Here is a 20,829-nt window from a genome sequence, read left to right as displayed (position 1 = left end):
AGCGGCGCATTGAAATGAGATAAATTCGCCAATTTGCTTTTAATGAGGAATCAGTACCAAATACAGTTCTCTTGGTCTGATTCGATCACCGAAAACACTTGTGACAAATCTCTACTGCGTGGCACCACCGGATGTGGGTGCCACACTTTCGACAACGATTCCTTCTGACGCTTATTGACGAACAACTGCCAAGTGTGTTCATCTGGGTCGAATTCTACTTTTGCTACATCTTTTGAATAATCTGGGTGCCCTGAATCCAATTTAAAAAAGGATTTAGTAAACAATACTCCCGATTCTAGAACCTCAAAATGCGCTTTTCCATGCTCAATGGGCAAGCCTTGGTTTCTGTGTTCGCACAGTTTGCTTGCCAGCTTATCGAGGCGTTGGCGGTCAATATCACATACCAACATGGATCTATCCTCCTTCCTTTACCCCACAATAACTATAAACCCACTTCTCAGTTTTATCCTTTATTGAGCGAATATTTTCATCAATTACTCGCCTAAGACTAACTCCATACCTGTTCGTTCAGGATTAAGCACGCTCAAAAAAATGAACTTAAGTGAATCAAATATCAGTAGAGTTATGTCAATACTGCTTGTAACAAGAGGATTCACAAAAATGTCATTCTTACGACATATGATGGCTCGAAATAATATCCACTATATGGAGTAATCTATGTTTCGCGTTGTGTTTGCCGCTTTTTTTTCCTTGTTTGTTTTTTCTATACATGCCAATGAAATCAATGTTACTGGCTCGACATCCATGAGCCGCATCATGGATGTGGTCGCAGAAAAATACAATTCAGAGCACCCTGACACTTTTGTCGCTATTCAAGGAATAGGCTCAACCGCTGGAATAACTTTGGTAAAGAAAGGCGTAGCTGAAATTGGGATGAGCTCTCGCTATTTGACGGATGCAGAATTCGACGAGTCGCTGGCTGTTTACCCCATCGCATTCGACGGATTAGCTGTCGTTGTTAACCGCGCTAACACCATAAAGAATTTATCGCGTAAGCAGCTGACGGATATTTATTTAGGGAAAGTGAGTAACTGGAAACAACTTGGAGGCGAAGATCGAACTATCGCTGTCGTGACGAGAGAAACGTCATCTGGGACTCGTTACAGTTTTGAAAGCTTGCTTGGGCTAACTAAAGTCGTCAATAACCGCTTAGTGTCCAATATTAACGCTGAAAACCTAGTCGTAAACAGCAATAGCATGGTGAAAACGATAGTGAACCATAACCCTCAAGCGATTGGTTTTATCTCACTAGGCTCAGTTGACCGCTCTGTGAAGGCGATATCTTTTGAAAATGTAACACCAACAAGTCAAAACATCGCAAATAATAAATATGAACTGTCGCGGCCATTTCTACTGTTTCACGATAAAGAAACGATTACAGAACAAGGAAAGTTGTTCATAAAATATGTTTTGTCGAATAAAGGTCAGATGTTAATTGAGGACTACGGCTACACCGGAATTCACTCCTCTGATTAATAAATGACATCCAAAAATATAAAAAGGCTGCCACTTGACAGCCTTTTTATGTTAATTAACGACTATATTACTAATCGAATTACCGACACAACAACACACCCTGGTCGGCGAATACCTTCAATTTCCACTTTAATTTCACGCTCAATTTCTATGCCTTTAGAAACTGGAGTAACTTTAAGAAGCTTACTTCTAGCACGAATGCGATTTCCGGCTTTCACTGGATATGGGAAACGAACATGGTTCAACCCAATGTTTACCGTCATTTTTGCAGCAGGAAACTGCGGGTTCTCGGGGTCAACGCTGTCTGTGAGCTTAGAGAGCATCGACAATGTAAGAAAACCGTGCGCTACTGGTGTTTTGAACGGTGACTCTAGAGAAGCACGCTCTGGATCGGTATGTATCCACTGCATATCTTCCGTCACTAGGCCAAACGCGTTAATACGCTCTTGGTCGATCGTAGCCCAATCACCGACATGAATCTCTTCATTTAATTGATTCTGCAATTCGAGATACAGCTCTTCCGCCTCTTTCGACATTGAAATAAGTGTTTTGTCTACTTGTGGAGACTCTTCATTAACTGCAGGTGTACTGTGATCTTTTACCCATGGAAAAAGATGTTGCGCGTGCGCTCTATTAACAATATCACTCCAGTATTCACGCAGCATCGGAGACATCAATTCACGAAACTCGAAATGATGCTTCTTAGCCAGTGACTCACTTTTGTGTTTGAGAATATCAACAACTTTCATATTTTACCTTACTACACAACAACTCTCATAAGAGTTCTTAATAGTAATTTTGAATGAGATTAGTAAAAGTGGCAAATACTTTCGGGCGAACAAGTGTTGTCTGAAACATCATATATCCATAAAAAACAAAAAGATAAATAATAAAACAATATTTTATTATCCCCTTCAGTCACAAGGTAAATTGATTATATTTTTAACATTTCGCTATTTATTACTCTCTTTTGTCAATTCAATACAAATCAATGAGTGCTAAGTCACCATATCGTTCAAAATACCGCCAAACGTTTTAAAAACTTAATTTATTCCTTTACAAGGATCGAGCATTTACATAATATTTGCACCGCAACGGAGAGATGGCTGAGTGGTTGAAAGCACCGGTCTTGAAAACCGGCATACGTTAATAGCGTATCTAGGGTTCAAATCCCTATCTCTCCGCCACATTGAAAAAGGGCGCTGTTTTAACAGCGCCCTTTTTACGTTTTAATCTTAGAAAGTTTCGAAAAACAGAGATGCCTCTTTTTTACTTATTCGGCAAATTCTCGAAGGTTAGTCGCTATCTAGTCTTCTAGTTGTCAAGTGTACATAAGATGAGGCTAACATATGGATGGGCGAGCATCCGCAAAGGAAATCGCTCTTAGTTCGGTTTTTTAGAGGTTAACGAAACGAGAAAAAATCGGGTGAGTTAGTGCTTATGCCAGATGGCTTAGTTATCTTATGTTCACATCAGTTAATCGGTATTCTTATATTATATTTTAATCCCTCTTCCGACTTCACGTGAATACTTCCTTCTAGTCCCCATATTACAGTCATATAAATAATAGTTGCGCTGAATCCTAAGTGTTTGTCTATTCTCTTGGTTGTGAAGAATGGGTCAAAAATCTTTTCTAAGTCATTAAAATCCATGCCGACACCATTATCTTGATATGTAATAATAATTTCCCTACCATTTTTATCTAGGTCAATATCAATCACCTTATTGCCACCATCAACGAATGCATGATCGAGAGAGTTTTCAATTAACTTATCGAATAGTTTGATAATAAGTTTCTTCTTTGTTGAAACAATAATATCGTTGCAAGCCAGATTTAGCGTAACATTATTCTCTTCAAGTTCTTTTTCTTTAGATTTACCAATATCACAAATAAGATCTTGAAGGTTTACTATTTCTACATCAGGAAGATCATGTACTGGCAATGTTTTAAAGGCTGTTATTAATTGATTTAATTTATTAAGATTTGTAGTAATCAGCTGAGATATACTTTCTTCCTGTTCAATCCAACTTATTATATCATCGCGTGTAAGTTTATTTGATTCTAGTTTCCCATTCATCCTATTCGTTTGATCTAGAAGATGGCTACTTGAGGTAACGCATACTCCAATAGGCGTATTCATTTCATGTGCAACTCCCATTATGATATTGATCATGGTTGAAAAAAGTTGTGCGCGATACTTCTCTTTTTGTGCTTCTAATATTGATAGTACGCTTTTAACACGAATGAGAACTTCCTTGGCTCTAAATGGCTTAGTTATATAATCATGCCCTCCCGCTGCGAATGCTTCCTCAATTGAATTGGTGTCCGAATTGGCACTAATAAAAACAACAGGAACGTCACATAACTCAGAGTTTAATTTTAACTGTCTACACGCTTCAATCCCACTAATCCCAGGCATGTTAATATCCATCAAAACCAAGTCCGGAACATTATTAGCAATGCTCTTTATGGCCATTTCACCATTTATAGCCACTCTAATGTTATAGCCTTCGCCAGTCAAAATTGATTCTAGGAGTTTTAGATTAGCAGGTGTATCGTCTACTATCATAATGTCCTTCATTTTAACTTCCCCCGCTTTTAGTGCAAATACAACACGTCCATTCAATCACTTATCTTTAGCCTTTAATTTCAACAAAAGATTTGCTAATTCAAAATCTTCTAACATTTCTATTACCCATTGAGATTCATTACTTAACTCGACTGGCATTTCTTCACATAAGTTTATCGCGCTTTTTGTGTCCCCCATTTCAATAAGCTCAATTAGTGTGTTTTTTTGCTCTGGAGATAGTGATTTTAAATTAATTTCTTGAGATTCTGCTTCATCTTTTACTTCATCATTATTTGAATTCGTTTCAATAACTGAATGTTCTAAATAGTTAATCAAACTTTTAATTAGTGTTTGCTTTGCTAAAGGTTTAGTCAGTAGGTCGTTACATACTTTGAGTAATTCTTGCTGTTCGTCGACCATTGCAGAGGCGGTAACCATCACTAACGGCATACAATTGGTTCCCAAATCCTCTCTGAGTTTAATACATAGCTCTTGTCCATCGATAACAGGCATTTTTAAATCTGTAAGAATTAAATCTGGTTTAAAACCATGTATTTTTTCTAGTGCGTCTTGCCCATTTTCTGCTTCCATTATGTCGAAAGACCAATCGGACAAATAACTCGATATAAGACTTCTGTTGTATGGGATATCATCGACGATCATTATTTTCGCGGGTTCAAACTCGATTTTTTCGAAGGAGACTTGAGGACTTTCATTAATCGTGTCAGGTAGTTGTGTATCACACTTCTCTACATCGGGTATCATAATGCTAAAACGTGAACCCATATTTTGACCTTCACTCGATACATTGATCTCCCCCCCCATTAGATGAACAATCTCTAAAGTAATAGCTAACCCGAGACCTGTACCACCGTATTCAGAGCTTTTTTGACCTGACATTTGTTCAAAAGCATGAAATATACGCTGCTGCTGTGATTTTGGAATGCCTTTACCTGTATCGATAACATCGATGTAGATATCAACCTTTCCATCAATACTTGAAGGCGTTGTCCTAATGCTAACTTTCACGCTACCATCGCGTGTAAATTTAACGGCATTGCTACAAAGGTTTATCAATACTTGTTTGAGTTTCAATGTATCAAGTAATACACACCCTTCTAAGTCATCACTGGATTGGATTTCAAAAAGGATATCTCGCTCACTAGCTTGCTTGTAGAAAAAGCTGTGTAGCTCATTTAAGAGTTGCTTAAGCGAAGTGGGGTTATGTTCCAGTTCCATCTTGCCTGATTCAATTTTAGCAAGATCGAGAACTGAATTGATCAAGGCAAGCAACGTGTTACCAGCACTGCTGATTGCTGTTAAATAGCCAATACTTTTTGTATCGTGCATCTGCGACTTTAGCATTTCAGAAAAGCCCAGCACTGCATTTAATGGTGTTCTCAACTCATGTGACATGTTAGATAGGAACTGACTTTTCGCCTGATTAGCCCGTTCGGCTTCATCTTTGGAAATTTCAGCTTTTTTGCGAGCTTCTTCAGACTGCAACTGTGCCACTGAAAGTTCTTCAGTCCGCTCTTTTACACGCATTTCCAAATCTTGGTTCAACCGTTTAATATCGGCCAGCATTGTCATTCTTAAAATCGCAGTAGCCCCCATTCTAAATAGGGTCGAAACAAATTCATTTCCGACGTACTGACGCTGCACACTTCCAACCTTGCCTCTTGTATCGAAGATGGCGATGACCTTCTGTTCATGGATCATGGGTATGCAGCATCTCAGATCCGAATTGTTCTCTGCGAATTCTGTTTGCTTTTGATTGATTGATTTTAATAGTAGGTCGTCAATGCTATGAACTTCATCAGAACCTTTGTAAGCTTGCTGTCTTGTATCATTCCATAGATAAATCTCACAAGATTCTAGCCGTAGATAGCTCATTAGAACGTTTTTAATAGTCGTTAATATATAGATTTCCGATTGCTCACGGTTATCTACCGAAATAATTTCAGAAAGTTCTTCTCCCGTTGTGTTTAAGGTATTTAAATCAGATATTTTCTTACGAATCGAATCTCGCATAATCGCAAAGCTGTTGGCTAAACTTCCAATTTCATCCTTTCTATCCTTTTCTATATCGCAAGATAAATTCCCCTTAGCTAACTCGTCTGAAGACATTTTAAGTTTTTGTAATGGATTGATGACAACAATCATAAGAATCATATAAATAGCAGCGTATAGCACCGCAAACAGCACAACGCTTTCTACTATGGTATTTATTATTAAATCAGTTAACTTTTCTCTTAGAAAATCTTTTGTAATGTAGACCTTTGCGACCCCAATTACTTCATCATCAGCAGAGTTACCTGAACCCACTGAATTAAAAAGAATATTTTCTTCCCGATAATAGAGGTTTTCGTTGATGTCCTGAAAGTCTTCGTTTAAACCGACGAGTTCCCAGTTTTCATCTCTGGTTTGACCATGTGTTACGTAGGTATTGGTTGAGTCTTTAATAAGAATTGAATGAAACTCTTTATCATTCATTTCAGATATAATGATTTGATATACCTGATCACTATAAATGTTATAGAGTAACTTCCCTAACCCCAACGACATTCGGGTTAAGGTTGCGTCCATTTTCTCTTCAACTTGTCTTTCTAGTTCTTTTTCTGACTGGTAATAATTAAGCACACCTAAAATGGTGCTAATAATAATGAATACGATTAAAAGAGGGATTCCAAGTTTGCTGCGAATGCTATTGAATAAATTGGAATTTTTTATCATTTTATATTCTGCTTAGTTAGTGGAACTATGCAAATGAAAAAGATGCGTATATTTACTTACGCATCTCATTGTAACCGTAATACATATCAAAATTGTCCAACATCAAGCAGTGTGTATACACGGTCTTCTTTACCTAGGTTTGCAATCGCCTTTACAGCGCCTTCATTCAATACATCGACTGAAGACCAGATTGCCCCCTCAAAGTCAGGGTTTTTCTTCAAAAATTCTTCTACTGCTGCTTGTGCTTCTTGTACAGACTTATCCGAAACAGTAACTTGGCTTCGTCCCATAAGATCAAGATTACTGTAGGTTTTCAACACTCCATCCATGATCCTTGTTCTTCTTCTAGAAGCGATATTCTCTTCTGATGTAACAACCAATAAATCCGTCTTATTATTTTTTGTCATTTTATCAAACAGCAATGGTGTAATTAGCGCTGACAGGGTGTAATCATTCAATGTTTCCCCATCATTTGTATCTGCTCCCCAATTGCCTTCAATCTTCGGCCAAGATGAAGATTGGATGTATTGGTCAGAAAACTCTCCGGTTTCACTCCATGGAAACTTACCAATTTGCGGAAGGTTGTTTTTAGTGGCAAGTATTGTGGGTACGTACAAGTTATAAGGCACGACATCACCACAATAAATTTTCTCTGATTCGTTGTGTTTGTTGAAGATATCATTCATGCAATCTGCCACCTGCCTTCCCATCATCTCGAAATTCTGAGATTCTGATGCCAAAAAAGGAGGCCTTTGCCTGATCATGTCAAATGTCCATTTGTTTCCATCAATACCTGTGGTGTAAACGCTGTTCCCTTTCTTTGCATTTAATATGGCTTGTGTTGCTCCTGCTGCGGGCTCATCCCATGCCGCCCAAACCGCGCCGTCGAAATCAGGATTGTTTTTAAGATAGTCCGACACAAAACTTCTTGAGTCCTGCACTTGCCCGGGAATGCTCGTGTGGTGCATTTTTACCAATTTGATATCAGGATATTCAGCCAATATCGCTTCCATTATGTCCGTTCTTTTTCTAATACCGTGATGATCTAACCAAGTAATGGCAAGCAATTCCTTTTTGCCATCGACGAGCATTTTATCAAACAAAAACTTGGTGATTCGGGCTGATAAAAAATAATTATTTGAAGTTATATTTGTTACTACATCCTTGTGGAATCCTGCATCCCCATTTATTACCGGAATACCTGCATTTTTTGCTTTCAAAAGTGCGGATTCAATTAGATTAGGATCGAGCATATCATTAAATATTGCATCTACTTCACGATCGATAAAATCGTCAAAGTAATCATCGGCTTTACTATAATCTCCGAAAATTTCGGCTTTAATCACATTCCAACCATACTCCTTAGCCCGTAAGGAAAAAGAATTACCAAACCGGAGCATTGTATTTGATTGAAAATCAACGGTAATTATGGCAACCGTTTTCTGTTTTTCTTCGGCTATCGAATTCAGCGGATTTATAATTAACATTGCAAAAAATATTGCCAGTAGCTTTGCTCTAGAATTCCACATTTTATTACCCAATACCGTTTTAAATTTTAGAAAATCAGCCTTTTTTTTTTAATTATTCATGCTAAGGCTGAACGAAATATATAATAGTGGAGACCTCTATCTGGCCAGTTATCCCGTCTAAATAGCTATGGAGGAAACGCACATTTAAAAGATAGTTTAGGTTTCTTTAAAACTCCAACCACCGAATATTAGAGTCAAAGAATTTTATTTGAACACCTCTATTTTGATGGTTTGTTCAAACAATCATGCCCAGTCATTTGAGTTTTTTTCGGTGAATGGAGTAGACGGCTCAAACTGAAGAGTGTCACTTTTAATGCAGCGATTTCTTGCCTTGTTGTTACAGATACACCTTTTCTCTTGTCACTAAAGTCTATAATTGGACATTATCTAAATAATAGTATATTTTTGGACTATGTTTAGGTGTTAAGCTAGGACGAATTTAAGGTGGGTTTATGGTTCATTCGACTAACGCTGTATTTACGAACGGTTTATCTACAGAAGATAAAGAAGTACGCACAACAGGCTTAAAAGCCGCATTGAGTATTTTGGAAAAATGGTCTTTAACCAATAACCAGATGATGCAGGTTCTTGGCCTAAAGAAAAGCCAGTTTTTTAAAGCCAAAGCGAACCCAAGTTCGCTCAGTATAAGCAATGATCTTTTGGAGCGAATTAGTCTTATTCTGAATATTCATGGTGTGTTGAGAACAGTTTTTACAAACCCAGAGCTTGTCTATGGGTTCATGACACGTAAAAACAACAATCCATTCTTTAATGGTCGCTCCCCTATTGAAATTATCGAGGGAGGTAACTTCGGCTCTTTGTACGACGTATACCACCGAATTAATGCGCTTCGAGGCGGTCAATGGCAATGAATAACTCCGTAAAATCACTCAAAGACCAAATCGCGTATCGCCTCATTCCTTCTAAATATCCTCCAATTACTTTATTTGATGACGTTGCAAGTGAGGATGAATTCGCGGCATTATACGCCATTCAAGAATTGACCAACCCCCGAATACAAAACGAAGTAGGTAACCTATCTCTAGTCGCACTAAACGACATACCTTTTGGGATTTCTGGTTGCAGTTATGCTCTCGCGCCGTTTGTGCATTTAAGTCGTGATGGCGGTAGATTTAACGACGGTCAATTTGGTGCTTTTTATTGTGCTCAAGAAGTCGATACCGCAATAGAAGAAATCTCCTACCATCAAGTTCGTTACATGAACAATATCGATAATTGCCCTTTTGATGTGATTACCTACCGTGGATTAGAGTGTTTATTTTCCGCAAACTTGCATGACCTGACATCCGTAAGCTTAGATAATCCGATCTACGATCCTAACAATTACGGAGCCAGCCAGCAGTTAGCTAGAGAGCTAAAACAAATCGGCAAAGAAGGGCTTCAATACTACTCTGTGAGGTCAGTAAAAAGTGAACAGATTTGCTTCGCTCTGTTTTCTCCAAAACTCATCCAAAGGGTGGTTCAAACGGCGCACTTTGAATCATTCTATAGCGATGGAAAAATCATAAAGTTTGAGAAGGTCTCTCCTTGCGGAGATTAAATTCGACTTGAGCGGAATAGTACACAAGCAGCACCGCTCTAAATACTGTTTGTTTTTGCTAGTTCGTTTTTATTACAAGCTCAGTAAAACCGGTGCTCTTGTCAGGCTCACGTGTGAAAACCAGATTACTGTAGCTATGAACAATCAGCTCTGCAGTAGTATCAATGATTGAACCAGGCATCAAATGCCCACCAAACACCTCTCCTTTTCGGTTTGCAACAGAAATGTGTATGTGTTGATGGGAGTGAGTTAGCATCCCCATAATAGAGACAATTTCTAGTGGCTCTTCCAACTTTAAAAATTCTTGAGCTCCAGCTAACCGTATATGCAAGCTAGACAAACTTCCAACACACGACGCAATAGAACCAGCTTGAATACCCTTTTCTATCACGACAGACTCAATGGCACCTTTTAAGTCCGCCCCTTTTTGAAATCGAAATGCGAAAGGGATAATTTGATTCATAGGAACTCATAACCTTTTAGTGAAAAAGGAAGCTTATACCCAATCCAGTTCGCGTTGCTAGGTATAAATTTAAGCCATCCTATTTCATTGCTCTTAGCATATGGTCAAATCTCGATTTGGAGTATTGGCGAGGCTTACGAAAGGTAAATTTCATCCCGATTAAAGAAACAACTAACAAACATGTAGCCATGAGCAAGGGTAGCATTTGCTTCTCTATATTCGATTCGAAACTGCCATACAGAGTGAGTGATAGAGTCATGATCAGAGTAAATAGATATAAAGCAACTGACAAAATTAAAGAGCGGCACACTAAATAGATGAAATCGTCTAACCACACCATGGTACTCAAGACACGTCGATTAGCCAAAAACTGTATTGCAAAGATAGATGCCCAAATTAAAAATAATGCAATAGCAAGTAAAAAGTTAAGTGATGAGCCATTGAGCATTTCTGTAAGCACCATTGTATAGCCAAACAATGAAATGCCTACCGCTACACTGACGACCTCGTAGAAATGGCGATAAATCAAGCTGTCTTTGCCAAATTTTGACCCAATCATGCTAATTCCTTAGTAAATCGCTAGATACTGTTTAAATATACAGTATCATTATTATATGAGACAACCTAAATCTGATCTTTTTTACGGGCACGCATACACTGTTTTTTCCCTGAACATTTTCATTTAAGGATGATATAAAAATGCTTTGAAATTCAGATGGTAAGGGCTTTGATAATAGAAATAGAAAGGGATTTTGCAGCGCCTAAGCAAAACCACCTCGTCATGCATAAAGGAGGTGGCTTCTTAAAGTCTCAGAATGGATGAACATCAGAAGAGTGTCGATCTATCAAAGAATGATGCTAAATCGATAACCTAGAATTTAACTGAAAAGAGGCTTATATAAGTTCCTTGGCAATAAGGTGCAATAGATAGGTTTCGCGCTCTATGCTCATACCCTTTTTGTCGCTTTCAGCCATTGTTCGTTCGTTGTGTGCAATGGCTTCGTGGATATTCATCCATACCGCCTTCATCCCATTCTTGATTTCATATTCTTCATAATTTGTTTCCCCAAGTTGGTCGTCAACTTTACAGGTGTAACAGTATGAAATCATGTGAACGATATCTGCATCATCTTTGTACCATGGTCGGAACTCTTCATAGATGCCATAAGGCTTAACGTTACGGATGTTTTGAGCACCTGTTTCTTCTTCCAGCTCTCGAACCATTCCAGCAATAATATCTTCACCTTCGTCCAAACCGCCACCAGGTATGGTGTAGTCATGATATCTCTCGGTATAGAGCATAAGGATATCTTCACCACGTAAAACAATAGCTCTCGCTGCATTTCTATTAAATATCACTTTATCGTCGAGATGATCGATATCAGGGTGACGTGTTGTTCTTAAATGTCTCATATTATCGCTGATTAATTGACTTCAGCGCGGAGTGTAACGGCGGCGGGATAAAAAGAAAAGCTTTGCCATACGCAAAGCTTTTTTGGGGTTTCGGTTATCGAATTTTACTGGATATTAAAAGAGCTAGCCATCAGCATTGATAGTTGCAATAAGCTCTTTCTCGACAGATTCAGCACTATTAACCGCGATCTGGCATGTGCCCGCCGCTTGGTGCCCACCACCGCCATACTTAAGCATCAATTCGCCAACATTCGTTTTAGAACCACGATCGAAGATAGATTTTCCTGTAGCAAAAACAATGTTCTGTTTCTGGAAGCCCCACATTTTATGAATTGAAATATTACACTGTGGATACAGTGCATAAATGAGGAATCGGTTTCCTGCGAAAATCACGTCTTCGTTAGTGAGATCGAGCAAAATCAAATTATCGTGAACCGTAGCGCATCGCTGGATTTGATCCTGAAATTTAATATTGTGCTCACGATAGAGATCAATACGCTCACTCACATCCGGCAAAGCAAGTATTTCTTCGATTGTGTGATTCTTGCAATAATCGATCAGATCCATCATGAGGTTATAGTTTGAGATCCTAAACTCGCGGAATCGACCGAGACCAGTACGCGCATCCATTAAGAAATTGAGTAAGTTCCAACCTTGAGCATCAATAACTTCATCACGCGTAAACTGCGCTGAATCGCCTTTATCAACCGCAACCATCATGTCGTTCCATGATGCTGGAAATACTTTTTCACCACCATAATGTTCCCAAACCACACGAGCAGCCGATGGTGCATCTGGATCAATAATATGATTTGGTCTATCACCAGTGTTTCTTATGGTTTCCGACAAGTGGTGATCAAACACTAAATGCGCATTATGAACATAAGGCAGGTTAGTTACGATATCGTCGCTTGATATTTCTACAATCCCGTCTTGCATGTCTTTTGGATGTACGAATTTAATATCATCAATTAAATCCAACTTCTTCAAAAGTACTGCACAAACCAATCCATCGAAGTCACTACGGGTTACAAGCCGAAATTTTTTCTCAGACATTTTTGCTTTCCTTGCCTGTTATTGAACATATACCAATGCCAAACTTTCATTGATTTGACATAATACCTATTTCAAGTTCACGGTAAACTACGTATAGTTTGCTGAAGCGGCATCGAAGTATTCTAGGCTTTACTTTTAACTCGAAACAGCAAGCGTTTATCGACTTTGAAACTAAATATCACTGTTAATATAGACCCCTTCACCTGTTTTTTCCGCTACTGAGATTACATTTCTAAGAAATTACCATTTATTATCAGATTTTTAGGGGTTAAACATGTTTATACCCAAGTGACCTCAAGATGCAGGATTCAGAGCCTCATATTCTGTTTCAATTCAAGGAAAAGAACGCAGTGGAATGGCGAGTCCTTTCCAAGTTCTTTGACGATGAAGTGGGACAGAATATGGGCTCCCAAGGGCGAGTTTAATTGGCTTTCATACTGCGTTACCGATTCTTGATTTAGAATGACTAGATCTTCATATCGTTGCCTTGTCTGAAAGCCAGTTGATTCTCGCTGAACCAAGCATCTTGAGGTTACTTGGGTATAAGAACACTCTAATTTTTGCTTTATGCTCAGGAGCTCTGTTAACCGGGTGCGCTGAAAAAAATAATAGTCGTGACAAAGCTGCTGCCTTATCGATGGCGAACCCTGCCTCCGAGTTCTGTGTAAAGAAAGGCGGTAAAGTAAATATTGTTGATACAAAAGACGGACAAATTGGCTATTGTGAATTCGAAGACGGGACGAGCATTGAGGAATGGGAATATTTTCGCAACAACAGCTAGGCTGCGTTTTATATAGGTAACTTAAACCCAAGTACCCACACGGTAATTGGTTCAGCGAGAAAGGGATTTCCTATGATGTACCTTAACGCTTCCACCAGTGTTCATCGTTCATAAGCTCGGGATCGAGCATTCTGTTTAGCATATTTAAATTCACGTCTAATACTCCTAACACTTCTCGAACAGTGCGTAGGGCTAGAGTCGTTTCCGTTTCCTTAACCGCGCGTTCGATTAAATCTAAAACAGACAGTACGATACTTTGATTCTGCTGGGTGGCTATTTCGCGAGCTTGCTTGAGTGAGCTAAACGCAATGCTTAAGGGTATCTTTTGAACTTCTTTCAGTGGTCTAACAATACTATTTGCGTAAACGCCTTCAAGGAAGACGCGATAAGTGGTCAAACGCTCAACTTGTAAAAAGAGTTTTGCATTGTCATGCTCCTGAGCATATGGATAGCGAACAGCAACATGCTTATCGATACAGTAAGGGATGCTTAATTTTATCCCTTCAGTCAAGCAGCGTTTTTGTAGCTCTCTCAGCAAGCCTTGCTCATCAATCAATTCTTGTATTTCAAAAATACGTTCCAAGTGATAGTCGTTTGAAACTAAGACCAATTGGATTTCTTCGTTACTTTTGAAGGCTCCACACTCAATCAAAATAGAAGAGAGCATTTGAATGTTCTCTACCGTACTGGTCGAATTGTTTTCTACTAATATCTCGCTAATGACAGGAAGTTTTACGCCCAAAGACGCTGCTTTAAAGTACCGATGCATCTCTTCAGCTTCTGAGCTCTGATTACCATGAGTGACCCCTCCACAAAAGCCAATCACTATTTTTTTATCGGTGTTGTTTAATGATTGCAGAAATTGAACTAATCCTTCGACCCTAGAGCGAGACTCAAGGGTAAGTTGGTTGTTAACTAGGCGTTTACCTAGAACCACTATCAAAAATTTTTGCATGCTTTACCGAATAACTAGGGAATATCGACCTTAGGTGAGGCTACTTACGTTTAGTAAGCAGCCATAGGAATCTATTAAGCTGGTATGATTTCGAAACTGTGTGTCATCTCGATTCCGTTACCAAGCATAAGGCAAACGGAGCAATACTTTTCTAAAGAATCGGAGACTACTTTCGCGACAAGTGACTCATCGAGTTCATATCCAGTAACTTTGAAATGAATATGAATTTCGGTAAAGAGCTTAGGGGCACTTTCCCTTCTTTCGGATCTGATTTCGGCGACACAATCTGTGATTTTTTGATTCTTAGACTTCAACCCATCAACAACGTCGACTGAACTGCATCCGCCTGACGCCATTAACACAACTTCCATCGGACTCGGAGCGTGTTCACCCCCACTGCCGTCCATCACAAGTGAATGCCCCGAATTCGACGTGCCTAGAAATTTGAATCCATCAATCCACTTTACTTCTGCTTTCATTTTCATTCTCTTTGATTTTATCAAGCCACTAAGGCAACTTTTCTTTCCAGCGTTTTTATCATGCTATCGGCGGTACTGGAAGAGTCATTTAACCCTTTTATCAATACCATAAAGTATAAATCCATCAGCACACTCGATTTTAGAACATCAAATTCAGGTTGCTTTGAATAGAGGCGCGCCTGAAACTCAACAATTTGCGCTTCGATACGCTCTGGTTGCCAAATCAACTCTCTAAAAATTTCTATAGCGAATTCGCGGTTATCCAAGTAGTAGCGATATAAATATCTCGCATAATGGACAAGCCTTTCTGAAGGTTCAGATTGTGTGTCGCTGGCTGAGGCTTCTTTCAACACGCAAGCAACTCTCTCCTGTATGCCCGCAGTCAATAAATCATATTTTGTAGGGAAATGAGAGAAAACGGTACCATTTGCCACTCCAGCCCTTTCCGATATCTGGCGTGTGGTTGTCGCCGTGTATGAACATTCCTCAAACAATGTCCACGCACACGTCAGTATATGATTTCTCGTACGCTCTCTCTTAGACTCTTTTTGCAAACTTACACACCTTCAAATATACACGGCTCTTCAGACCACCATTCACTGCACCTATTTTGCCGTTTTTCTGCCACATTGCGCAATTCAATTTACACGCTTTCTTCCAAATTCACTTGATTTTTGAGCGCGCTCAACTTAGTTTATGAGCACGCTCATTTTTAACTAGAGAGAATAGTATGGAATTGATAAAGCGACTGATGATGTTTGGGGTATATGTGCCCTTTCAAATGGCATTTAGCTATTTAATGGCTCCAATACTGGCAACCATACTTTTATTTGGGGGGATGGGGTTTCTATTCATTATATTGGGGTATGAAGATGGTGTGAAAGTGTTTCTTAACTCCATGAAGCAGCGTCAGGTTCGCCAGAAAGAGAAGCTGATTTCTTAAGGCCTGTTGACCTTCAGTGATGCGTTTTGTCTTTGCTATAGAGTTTTAATTACGGTGCAGGTATCGCGTCTCAAACAAACGGCAACTGTTTAGTGCATGAAAGCCAGTTTCTAATATGGCGACCATAAGCGTTGCCTTCATTGCTTGTGTACACAGATTTATCACAAAAAGCGGCAACATCCCTTCTGCTCCTCAGCTCTTCTAACATTTTACATACCACGCGCTTTGCCATCAGTACCGAGTATTTTTTCCCGCGGTATTCAGGTTGAATAAACACATAATGGATTTGATAGAAGAAAACTGGGCATCCGCTGTAACGTTCACTATCGACAATGTCGGTCCAATACGAGCAATATCCTATTGGTTTTCCTTGTTCAGAAAAAAGCAACAGAACGTGAAAGAGGTCTTGCTCTAATGACTGACGAAAGCGTTTTTTACAGACCATACTAAAGTGATCAAAAGCCGAATGAGTGACGGCGTCACACATTAATTCCTCACCCAATGGATTGATACTAACCATGTATTATTGACTCTTATTTTATAATCCACTCGTTTAATATTCGTACATGATCTCAAGTTTTCAAGCTAGAAATGTCGTTTGCATACCTCTCTAGTTGAGCCGCTTTTTAATTAAGCCTACAATCAACCACCTGCGCTACCTGATGGCATATCGAATAGAAATGCCAAATATTGAACCTAATGGAAAAATCGATGGATAACCTAGCAAGCTCAATCACCCAGCAATTTCATTTGTTAGAACAAACTTGGTTTGGCGATGTGGTCATAATGACAAGCATAAGTTTGGTTGCTTGGATCGCTTGGCGCATCATTTATTCACGAATAGAGTCTCTCGCCTCTAAAACACAAAACCGTTGGGACGACGCAATCGTTCATTCATTAAAAACGCCCGTTAGCGCGCTAATTTGGGGCTGGCCAGCCATGGTTTCTATCGGGCTCATTTTACAAACGTACCTAGAGAGCTCTTTAAACTGGTTAGAAACCTTGAAAATGTTGCTGGGAATTGCAATTGCCGTCTGGATTGTGCTCCGCCTCATTACCAATGTTGAAGATGAAGTTCTCTCTCAGAAAAAACGAGACGAGACCACCGTGCAAGCGATAGCAAAAGTCGCGCGTTTAGCATTTATCATCATGGGTGTTCTTTCGGTTATGCAAAGCCTAGGGCTTAGCCTTTCGGGCTTGCTCACCTTTGGTGGCGTGGGTGGTTTGATTGCAGGTCTAGCGGCCAAAGATCTCCTTTCAAACTTTTTTGGTGGCATGATGATTTACTTCGACCGCCCATTTAAAGTTGGCGATTGGGTGCGTTCACCAGACAGACAAATCGAAGGTACTGTAGAACGAATTGGGTGGCGCATGACCATAATTCGTACGTTCGATAAACGTCCTCTTTATGTGCCAAATTCGGTATTCAGCAATATTGTCGTAGAAAACCCGTCTCGAATGCTAAACCGTCGGATTTACGAAAATATCGGATTACGCTACGACGATACAAAAAAAGTGGATGCGATCATCACAGATGTAAAATCTATGCTTCAAAACCACCCAGACATTGATACCAGCCAAACACTGATTGTTAACTTCAACGCTTTTGGTGCCTCATCTTTGGACTTTTTTGTGTACACCTTTACTAAGACCGTAAATTGGGTTCGCTTCCATGAAGTAAAACAAGACGTTCTTCTAGAGATAATGGCAATCATCCACAAACACGATGCTGATGTCGCGTACCCAACTCAAACGTTAAAAATTGACGCGCCCGACGCGCCATTCCTTCAAAGCAACCCGAGCACAGAATAGAAGTACACTCTAACGTCAGCTCATTAAAACAGCGAAACATTCTTCTTACTGTTTCGCTGTTTCTAGAAACAAATCCTACTGTTTATTCACACCACCTTCACGCTACAATCCCCTACTAGTAAAAAGGCTTTACAAAGATAAATTGCAAGGTATATTCCCTGCGCAAACGTTTACGTCACTAGTTTCACGCCTTAAAGGGGATTTAAATGCTAAGCGACATCGAAATCTGTCGAACGACTCCGCTTTCTTCTATCGACACTGTTGCATTCAACGCCGGATTATCCAAAACCGAATATACACCTCATGGTAAACACAAAGCGAAAGTATCGCTCGATGCCCTTAACCGTTTAGCTGATCACCCTGAAGGTAAATTAGTTGTCGTTACCGCGATTACACCCACACCACTTGGCGAAGGAAAGACCGTTACAACCATCGGATTATCTCAAGGTTTAGCAAAAGTTGGTCAATCTGTAATGGCGTGTATCCGACAGCCTTCTATGGGGCCAGTGTTTGGGGTTAAAGGGGGCGCAGCTGGTGGCGGTTATAGCCAAGTCGGACCGATGGAAGAGCTTAATCTGCATTTAACCGGTGACATCCACGCGGTGACAGCCGCACACAACCTAGCGGCAGCAGCCCTTGATGCTAGGATTTATCATGAACAACGCTTAGGTTATGAGCTGTTCTCCGAAAGAAATGATTTAAAAGCTCTGAAGATAGACCCAAAACGCGTTGTGTGGCGCAGGGTCATGGATCATAACGATCGTGCTTTGCGAATGGTCACTGTTGGTCAAAACGAAGTAGGTAAAACAATCAATGGATTTGAAAGGCAGGATGGCTTTGATATCTCCGCTGCTTCAGAGTTAATGGCAATCCTGGCGTTAGCATCGGACCTAAAAGACTTACGTAAAAGAATTGGGAACATCGTGCTCGCCTATGATTTAAATGGTGAACCCATTACAGCAGAAGACTTAAACGTTGCCGGAGCGATGACGGTAACGATGCGTGAAGCCATTGAGCCAACGATGATGCAAACATTGGAAGGTGTTCCTACACTCATTCACGCTGGTCCATTTGCCAATATTGCACATGGTAACTCTTCCATTATTGCAGACAGAATTGCCACTCGCCTTGCTGATTACACCATAACAGAAGGCGGTTTTGGTTCAGATATGGGGTTTGAGAAAGCCTGTAATATCAAAGCAAACACATCCGGTAAGTCACCCGATTGCGCTGTAATCGTTGCGACTCTTCGCGGTTTAAAGGCCAATTCGGGCTTATATGACTTGAGACCAGGTCAACCATTACCAGATTCAATCTTTAATGAAGATGCTGCTGCTTTAGAAGCCGGTTTCGACAACCTAAAATGGCACTTAGATAATGTGGCAAAATATGGCGTCCCCGCAGTCGTTGCCATTAATCGCTTTCCGCAAGACTCTGAAGATGAACTCAATACACTAGCACTCTTGGTTCAAGCCCATTTCCCTAATGTTAAAGTCGCCATCAGCGATGCCTTTTCTCAAGGTGGAAACGGAGCCGTCGAACTCGCCAACGCAGTGGTTTCTGTTTGTGAAACAGACGCACAGTTTTCCCCTTTATATAACTTAGAGCAAACGCTTGAAGAAAAAGTTATGGCAATCACCGAGGTAGGATATGGTGCTGGGCAAGTAACACTTTCAGATACGGCAAAGCGCCAGTTAGCACAGTTTAAAGAACAAGGATTTGATGGACTCGCCGTATGCATGGCTAAGACTCCACTATCTATCTCTACAGACGCTTCTGTTAAAGGTGCACCCGCAGGATTTAACGTCGACATTAGAGAGTTTAAGCTTTGTGCTGGTGCCGGTTTCATTTACGCACTGTGCGGCAACGTGATGACGATGCCCGGCCTGCCTGAGAAACCAGCATTTATGAATTTAGACATCGATGAAGAAGGTAACATTACAGGGTTAAGCTAACCGGCTAGCCGGGTTCGAGTTAAATAGAAAAGGCAACGTAATGTTGCCTTTTTCATTGTCGCTAATTTTTTCTTTGTGGCGAAATTGCGCTCATATTCAATATTTTCGCGCATCTGGTGTATACCGCATCTTGTATATACCGCTCTTACGAATGTATGAATCACACCATCATTTGTCCGTTATAAACATCAACTCAACACGTCGATTACAAGCCATTCCTTGCTTAGATAAGTTGGAACATGACGGCATGTGCTTCCCATATCCACGGGTGTAAACATTTGAAGCGGGAACTTGCTCACGAGTGAGTAGGATTTTCACTTGCATGGCGCGCTTGTCCGAAAGCGAATCATTGATCCTGTTGCTTCCGGTGCTATCAGTATGGCCATCTATCACAGTTTTGATTGTCGGTTGTGAAGCGAGAAACCGACCAAGACCTGATAACCAATATTGTGAAGCATCCGTAACCAGCGCAGATCCTGTTCTAAAATGAATTTTTTTGTCGAGTTTAATAACTGGATGTTGTCCAGGAACCACATTGTACCCAATTCCATTCTGGTCCATATACGCCATCAGGTTTTGAATATCAGTCATGTTCTTGCGACCTGTTGGGCTCCTAACTGGTGAAGGGCTTCTTACAGATGAAGGGGCAGCCTGACGTTGGACATATTCCATGCGAGTTGTTGGCTGTTCGATCTCCTCTTCTCCCCAATCAGGGTAGATGAGTTCCGCCTCCGAACGAGGAGCCGTTTCTAACAGATTAGGTGGCTTAAGCGCGGTACACCCACTCAGGGTTCCCAACAGCAGAATGAAAGCCAGATTGAAATGTCTTGTCATAAGGCTACTAATTGCTCTAATTCAAAATGGTGCTGATTAGCGTTTGTTAGCTTAAAAACATAGAGTCAAAGGACTCAACAGAAATAGGCAAACGCATACAGGTTACAATATCTTTATCGGCAGACAGCTAAAATCTTTAGAAAAATCTACCTAATGCAGCGCTGACTTACATTGTTCCTTAGATCGAATGCGTTTATCTAGTAAATTTTAGTATGTCCGAAGGGAATTTTCTTCTACTATACTCG

21 protein-coding genes and 1 tRNA gene are annotated in these 20,829 nt (G+C 40.1%); 8 read left to right on the top strand and 14 right to left on the bottom strand.

Annotation, left to right across the window (positions count from 1 at the left end):
• Positions 1-50: 50 nt before the first annotated feature.
• Positions 51-410, bottom strand: a complete 360-nt coding sequence (locus tag LDO37_RS23075; protein WP_126606435.1) for a DUF3024 domain-containing protein — start codon at positions 408-410, stop codon at positions 51-53.
• A gap of 268 nt (positions 411-678) precedes the next feature.
• On the opposite strand from LDO37_RS23075, the gene LDO37_RS23070 reads away from it, so the two are divergent.
• The gene (locus tag LDO37_RS23070; protein WP_126606436.1) at positions 679-1,497 is read left to right on the top strand and encodes a phosphate ABC transporter substrate-binding protein; all 819 of its coding nucleotides are present in this window, start codon (positions 679-681) and stop codon (positions 1,495-1,497) included.
• A 62-nt stretch (positions 1,498-1,559) separates the two neighbouring features.
• Here LDO37_RS23070 and LDO37_RS23065 read toward each other — a convergent pair whose 3' ends face one another.
• Positions 1,560-2,246 carry a MaoC family dehydratase gene (locus LDO37_RS23065; protein WP_126606437.1) on the bottom strand — a complete coding sequence of 229 codons (687 nt, stop codon included), beginning with the start codon at positions 2,244-2,246 and terminating at the stop codon, positions 1,560-1,562.
• A 347-nt stretch (positions 2,247-2,593) separates the two neighbouring features.
• On the opposite strand from LDO37_RS23065, the gene LDO37_RS23060 reads away from it, so the two are divergent.
• Positions 2,594-2,684: transfer RNA gene (locus LDO37_RS23060), tRNA-Ser, on the top strand.
• A gap of 285 nt (positions 2,685-2,969) precedes the next feature.
• Here LDO37_RS23060 and LDO37_RS23055 read toward each other — a convergent pair.
• From LDO37_RS23055 to LDO37_RS23045, 3 genes are all read right to left on the bottom strand, one after another.
• A complete protein-coding gene (locus LDO37_RS23055; RefSeq protein WP_224055906.1) occupies positions 2,970-4,124 on the bottom strand; it encodes a hybrid sensor histidine kinase/response regulator in 1,155 nt (384 codons plus the stop codon).
• Positions 4,125-6,803: an ATP-binding protein gene (locus LDO37_RS23050; RefSeq protein ID WP_224055905.1), complete on the bottom strand. Its 2,679-nt coding sequence runs from the start codon at positions 6,801-6,803 to the stop codon at positions 4,125-4,127.
• An 86-nt stretch (positions 6,804-6,889) separates the two neighbouring features.
• A complete protein-coding gene (locus tag LDO37_RS23045; RefSeq protein WP_224055904.1) occupies positions 6,890-8,332 on the bottom strand; it encodes a substrate-binding domain-containing protein in 1,443 nt (480 codons plus the stop codon).
• 452 nt (positions 8,333-8,784) lie between these two features.
• Here LDO37_RS23045 and LDO37_RS23040 point away from each other — a divergent pair, with 452 nt between their 5' ends.
• Together LDO37_RS23040 and LDO37_RS23035 are read left to right on the top strand one after the other, a co-directional pair.
• Entirely contained in the window at positions 8,785-9,204 is a 420-nt protein-coding gene (locus LDO37_RS23040; protein ID WP_126606423.1) for an MbcA/ParS/Xre antitoxin family protein, read from the top strand.
• Positions 9,201-9,893 carry an RES family NAD+ phosphorylase gene (locus tag LDO37_RS23035; protein ID WP_221768498.1) on the top strand — a complete coding sequence of 231 codons (693 nt, stop codon included), beginning with the start codon at positions 9,201-9,203 and terminating at the stop codon, positions 9,891-9,893. Before LDO37_RS23040 ends, LDO37_RS23035 begins: the two co-directional genes overlap by 4 nt.
• Positions 9,894-9,951: 58 nt before the next feature.
• Here LDO37_RS23035 and LDO37_RS23030 read toward each other — a convergent pair whose 3' ends face one another.
• The 4 genes from LDO37_RS23030 to LDO37_RS23015 form a co-directional block, all read right to left on the bottom strand.
• Positions 9,952-10,356, bottom strand: a complete 405-nt coding sequence (locus tag LDO37_RS23030) for a PPC domain-containing DNA-binding protein (protein ID WP_126606421.1) — start codon at positions 10,354-10,356, stop codon at positions 9,952-9,954.
• A 79-nt stretch (positions 10,357-10,435) separates the two neighbouring features.
• Entirely contained in the window at positions 10,436-10,915 is a 480-nt protein-coding gene (locus LDO37_RS23025) for a hypothetical protein (protein WP_126606420.1), read from the bottom strand.
• Between the two features lie 335 nt (positions 10,916-11,250).
• Positions 11,251-11,769 (bottom strand): NUDIX hydrolase, encoded by a 519-nt coding sequence (locus tag LDO37_RS23020; RefSeq protein ID WP_101114441.1) that lies wholly within the window; start codon positions 11,767-11,769, stop codon positions 11,251-11,253.
• 123 nt (positions 11,770-11,892) lie between these two features.
• Positions 11,893-12,825 (bottom strand): exopolyphosphatase, encoded by a 933-nt coding sequence (locus LDO37_RS23015; RefSeq protein WP_126606419.1) that lies wholly within the window; start codon positions 12,823-12,825, stop codon positions 11,893-11,895.
• Positions 12,826-13,462: 637 nt separating this feature from the next.
• Here LDO37_RS23015 and LDO37_RS30375 point away from each other — a divergent pair.
• Positions 13,463-13,606, top strand: a complete 144-nt coding sequence (locus LDO37_RS30375; protein ID WP_126606418.1) for a putative hemolysin — start codon at positions 13,463-13,465, stop codon at positions 13,604-13,606.
• A gap of 82 nt (positions 13,607-13,688) precedes the next feature.
• Here LDO37_RS30375 and LDO37_RS23005 read toward each other — a convergent pair whose 3' ends face one another.
• The 3 genes from LDO37_RS23005 to LDO37_RS22995 all read right to left on the bottom strand — a co-directional run bounded on the left by LDO37_RS23005 (position 13,689) and on the right by LDO37_RS22995 (position 15,534).
• The gene (locus LDO37_RS23005; RefSeq protein WP_126606417.1) at positions 13,689-14,561 is read right to left on the bottom strand and encodes a YdcF family protein; all 873 of its coding nucleotides are present in this window, start codon (positions 14,559-14,561) and stop codon (positions 13,689-13,691) included.
• Positions 14,562-14,635: 74 nt separating this feature from the next.
• Positions 14,636-15,040 carry an OsmC family protein gene (locus LDO37_RS23000; protein WP_126606416.1) on the bottom strand — a complete coding sequence of 135 codons (405 nt, stop codon included), beginning with the start codon at positions 15,038-15,040 and terminating at the stop codon, positions 14,636-14,638.
• A 20-nt stretch (positions 15,041-15,060) separates the two neighbouring features.
• Positions 15,061-15,534, bottom strand: coding sequence for a TetR/AcrR family transcriptional regulator (locus LDO37_RS22995; protein ID WP_399484795.1), 474 nt, complete (start codon positions 15,532-15,534; stop codon positions 15,061-15,063).
• A 236-nt stretch (positions 15,535-15,770) separates the two neighbouring features.
• Here LDO37_RS22995 and LDO37_RS22990 point away from each other — a divergent pair, with 236 nt between their 5' ends.
• Positions 15,771-15,983 (top strand): hypothetical protein, encoded by a 213-nt coding sequence (locus LDO37_RS22990; protein WP_224055902.1) that lies wholly within the window; start codon positions 15,771-15,773, stop codon positions 15,981-15,983.
• A gap of 70 nt (positions 15,984-16,053) precedes the next feature.
• Here the strand turns inward: LDO37_RS22990 and LDO37_RS22985 are convergent, their stop codons facing one another.
• A complete protein-coding gene (locus LDO37_RS22985; protein ID WP_126606429.1) occupies positions 16,054-16,503 on the bottom strand; it encodes a GNAT family N-acetyltransferase in 450 nt (149 codons plus the stop codon).
• Between the two features lie 191 nt (positions 16,504-16,694).
• Here LDO37_RS22985 and LDO37_RS22980 point away from each other — a divergent pair, with 191 nt between their 5' ends.
• Both LDO37_RS22980 and LDO37_RS22975 read left to right on the top strand, forming a co-directional pair.
• Entirely contained in the window at positions 16,695-17,795 is a 1,101-nt protein-coding gene (locus tag LDO37_RS22980; protein ID WP_126606428.1) for a mechanosensitive ion channel family protein, read from the top strand.
• Positions 17,796-18,001: 206 nt separating this feature from the next.
• Positions 18,002-19,750 carry a formate--tetrahydrofolate ligase gene (locus tag LDO37_RS22975; protein ID WP_126606427.1) on the top strand — a complete coding sequence of 583 codons (1,749 nt, stop codon included), beginning with the start codon at positions 18,002-18,004 and terminating at the stop codon, positions 19,748-19,750.
• Between the two features lie 168 nt (positions 19,751-19,918).
• On the opposite strand, the gene LDO37_RS22970 is transcribed toward LDO37_RS22975, so the two are convergent.
• Positions 19,919-20,584: an OmpA family protein gene (locus LDO37_RS22970; protein WP_126606426.1), complete on the bottom strand. Its 666-nt coding sequence runs from the start codon at positions 20,582-20,584 to the stop codon at positions 19,919-19,921.
• Between the last annotated feature and the right edge of the window lie 245 nt (positions 20,585-20,829).

The sequence above is a fragment of the Vibrio penaeicida genome (assembly GCF_019977755.1).
In the GTDB taxonomy this organism is placed as follows: Bacteria; Pseudomonadota; Gammaproteobacteria; order Enterobacterales; family Vibrionaceae; genus Vibrio; species Vibrio penaeicida.
This window is presented reverse-complemented; position numbering and strand designations above follow the sequence as displayed.